This window comes from Terriglobus sp. YAF25, from assembly GCF_052113305.1.
Taxonomy (GTDB): Bacteria; Acidobacteriota; Terriglobia; order Terriglobales; family Acidobacteriaceae; genus Terriglobus.
The window spans coordinates 1-3,945 of record NZ_JBFRCY010000572.1; the positions used below are offsets into that span (position 1 = coordinate 1).

Consider the following 3,945-nt stretch of genomic DNA (forward strand, 5'->3'; position numbering starts at 1 on the left):
GGGGGAGACACCCAAAGCAGCCGAAAGCGGAGCGGAAGTACAGGTGGGCGAGGGCCCGGTTCACGTCGTCATTGCGACCGCCGACCAGCTTTTCAAAGATATACCTCCGTCCATGACCTCAAAGCTGCCGACGGTGAAGGGCGACCTTGAGCTCATCAATCACTCCGCCGGTTCGCTGACCTCGCAGGCCTATCACAAGCGCTGGGTGCTGAAGAATGAGCTTCTGGCCGACGCCGCGGAGAAGTCATCGCTCGCGGCAGCATGGATGGGAGGCGCCGCCTATCCGCAACAGCGTTTGAACGATGCCTGGATGCTGGCGTTGGGAGGCCACTTCCATGACACCGCCGCTGGAACCGCCACACCGAAGTCGTATGAGTATGCGTGGAATGACGATGCCATTGTCGCCAATCAGTTCAACGGCGTTCTCACCAGCGCTAGCCAGGCGATTGCCTCCGGACTGGACACCGAAGGCGCGGGCATCCCGGTTGTGCTCTTCAATCCGCTGAATGTTGAGCGGGAAGATGTGGTCGAAGCCGATCTCCACTTTGCCGGAGCGACCCCGAAGAGCGTCACAGTGACCGATGCCCAAGGCAAAGAAGTGCCGGCTCAGATCGCCGAGGGGAAGGTTCTCTTCCTCGCAACGGTCCCATCTGTGGGGTACGCCGTTTATCACGTGCAGGCGGCACAAAAGGCGGCACCTTCAACCGGCCTCAAGGTAACGAACTCTTCCATCGAGAATGCTCGTTATCTCGTGAAGCTCAACGGAGATGGCGATGTCTCCAGCATCTACGACAAACAGACGAAGAAGGAACTTCTCTCCGCTCCTGTACGTCTTGCCATCTCCAATGACAAGCCAAGGCAGTGGCCGGCATGGAATATGGACTTCGATCAGGAGCAGGCGGCGCCTCGCTCCTTTGTCGCAGGCAAACCCACGATCCGCATCAAGGAGAATGGCCCTGTCCGCGTGGCTCTGGAAGTAACCCGCGAAGCCGAGGGTTCGAAGTTCGTGCAGACCATCAGCCTGTCCGCCGGAAACGCCGGCAACCGTGTGGTGTGGGCGAACAGTATCGATTGGAAGACAAGCTCGGCCAACCTGAAAGTCGCCTTCCCATTGAGCGCCTCGAACGAGAATGCCACCTACAACTGGGATCTCGGAACGCAGACAGACTGGCAGGCCTATCGCATGAACGCTCCCGTCATCGCGTTCCAGACAGGCAAGCATCAGGGAACGCTTGGGAAATCTTTCTCCCTCGTCCACCTGAACAACTCGCGCATCCGCGTGCTTGCGTTGAAGAAAGCCGAAGACAGCGATGAAACTATCCTTCGCATGGTCGAGCTTGACGGCAAACCGGCGCAGGATGTCCAGGTATCCTTCGCAGGCCCGATTGCTTCCGCCCGCGAAGTCAACGCGCAGGAGCAATCCCTGGGTAATGCAGTCGTCGAACAGGGCGTCCTCAAGACATCGTTCACGGCCTATCAGCCAAGAACATTTGCCATTCGGCTTGCCAATGCTACGGCGAAGCTGAATGCGGTTCAATCCCAGGCCGTGCCGCTACAGTATGACCTTGCCACGGGCAGCAACGACGATACCGCAACCAATGGTGGTGGCTTCGACGGCAAAGGCAACGCAATCCCCGCCGAGATGCTTCCCGACAAGATCGACTATCACGGCGTTGTCTTCGACCTTGCATCCGCGAAGACGGGCAATGCAAATGCGGTGGTAGCAAAAGGCCAGACCATCAAGCTTCCTGAAGGACACTTCAACCGTGTCTATGTCCTTGCCGCATCTGCTGATGGTGATCAGACAGGTGTCTTCAAGGTCGGCACTCATACTGCGACGCTCAAAATCCAGGACTGGACTGGCTATATCGGTCAGTGGGATACGCGCCTTTGGAAGGAACAGCCCGGTCGCGACTGGGCCATCTCAGCCAATCATGCGGCTTGGCCGCCCGCAGACCTGCAACAGCGCGAGGCGCGTCCTCCGGCGCCTCGTTATCCGGACGACTATATCGGCTTGAAACCCGGCTTCCTGAAGACGGCCGGCCTCGCCTGGTACGCCTCGCACATTCATACGCCGCAGGGACTCAACCAGCCCTATCAGTATTCCTATCTCTTTGCCTATCCGATCGACCTCGCGGAAGGCGCGAAGACCATCACCCTGCCGAACAACGATAAGATTCGCATCCTCGCCATCTCGACAGCGCAGGAGAGCGAAAAGCTCACTGTCGCGACATCATTGCTCGAGGCGCCGAAACCTGCAGCAGAACCTCCCGCTGCGGCAACAACGTCGAAATAGTCTCTACTCTCCATGCGGAACGGTGAAGCTGCAAACACAGCTCTACCGTTCCGATAACATCTCCAGGGCCATGGACCAGAATGCCTGCATCACCGGCGAAAACCACTTGTCCCGATGGCGAACGACCTGGGTATAGACCGAGAGCCTCTTCTCCGGCCATGGCAACGCAACCAGGTTTCCCTTCTCCAGCTCTTCCGCCACAACGACCTCCGGCAGCACCGCGACACCCATGCGCGCGAGCGCGCACTGTTTCAGCGCCTCGACGCTTGCGAACTCCAGGCATTTACTGACACGGCCGCCGCACTGCGCCAGCGTGCGCTCGAATAATGCGCGATAGCTGCAACTGCGCTCCGTGAGCAGAATCTGGTGTTCGGCAATCTCCGCTGCCGTAACCTTCTTCTGGCCGGCAAGCGCATGCTCCTTGGCAACGAGGGCCAGCATCGGCTCCCGGCGGACACACTTCACCAGGAGCTGCGGCACCTCGATCGGCTCATCGATGGTGATGGCGATGTCGATGCCTGGCTCCAGTGGGCTGACCGAAGCGCACTGCGTACTGGTGTGCAGCGTAAGCTGTACGCCAGGGTAAGTGCACTGGAAACTCCGCAGCAGATCCGGCAGACGGTAGGTCAACAGGCTCTCCGACGCCGTAATCACCAGCGGGCCCACCACCTGACCGCTCTTCTGCACAGAGGTACGCGCTTCTTCAGCGAGCACCAGCAAACGGGTCGCATAGGCGAGGAACTGTGTGCCTGCCGCCGTCAGCTCCACCTGCCGGCCAAGCCTGTTGAACAACGGCAATCCAAGTTCGCTTTCAAGCGCATGCACCTGCGCGGTCACACTGGACTGCGCATAATTTAACTGACTGGCAGCGCGGGTAAAGCTCTTTTCGCGCGCAACTTCCGCGAAGGTCCGTACCTGCTTGAGGTCGAGCACAGCTTCACTCCCATCAGGAATTTCGATGCAAGTAATCATATCAATTCGCTGGACGCGATCCATGCCAACCTGCGAAAGTTAAGCTCCATGAAGCCACGGCACATCGCGCAGATCATCCTACTCTCGGCGGTATGGGGCATCTCGTTCCTCATGATCCGGATTGCGGCCACCACCTTCCCGCCCGTCTGGGTCGGAATGCTGCGTTCCGGCTCAGGCGCAGCCTTGCTGCTTGTCCTGCTGAAACTCAGGGGAAACCGGCTTCCTCCGCGAAAGATGCTGCCCTGGCTGCTCGCCGTGGCGCTCTTCAATAACGCCATTCCGTTCAGCTTCTTCGCCTGGGGAGAGCAGACGGTGCCCAGCAATACCGCTGCCGTACTGAATGCAACTCTCCCGATCTGGACCATGCTCTTAGGCATGGCCGTGCACCGCACGAAGATGGGACTGGCAACGATACTCGGTGTGTTGATCGGCTTCGGCGGCGTGGCCCTGGTGGTTTACAGCCGCACCTCCGATCCGGCGCCTGGGCAGGGCAGCCTTACTCTCGGAATCACCGTGATTGTGCTGGCGACGCTCGGCTACGCGACCGCTACTCTTATCGCGAAGGCGAAGCTACAGGGACTCGATCCCATCGGCCTGGCGACAGCACAGCTCTCGCTGGCAGCATCGATGCTGGCTCCCGTAGCTGCTCTCACCCGCCATCCCGCCCACATCACACT

3 protein-coding genes are annotated in these 3,945 nt (G+C 59.5%); 2 read left to right on the forward strand and 1 reads right to left on the reverse strand.

Features of this window, described 5'->3' with window-relative positions; translation table 11 throughout:
• On the forward strand, positions 1–2,296 hold a 2,296-nt coding region (locus tag AB4043_RS20305; RefSeq protein ID WP_442307913.1), incomplete at its 5' end, for a glycoside hydrolase family 38 C-terminal domain-containing protein.
• Between the two features lie 42 nt (positions 2,297–2,338).
• Here AB4043_RS20305 and AB4043_RS20310 read toward each other — a convergent pair.
• Positions 2,339–3,229 (reverse strand): LysR family transcriptional regulator, encoded by an 891-nt coding sequence (locus AB4043_RS20310; RefSeq protein WP_442307914.1) that lies wholly within the window; start codon positions 3,227–3,229, stop codon positions 2,339–2,341.
• An 87-nt stretch (positions 3,230–3,316) separates the two neighbouring features.
• Here AB4043_RS20310 and AB4043_RS20315 point away from each other — a divergent pair.
• Positions 3,317–3,945 (forward strand): DMT family transporter (locus tag AB4043_RS20315; RefSeq protein WP_442307915.1); only part of this gene is annotated, 629 nt, incomplete at its 3' end.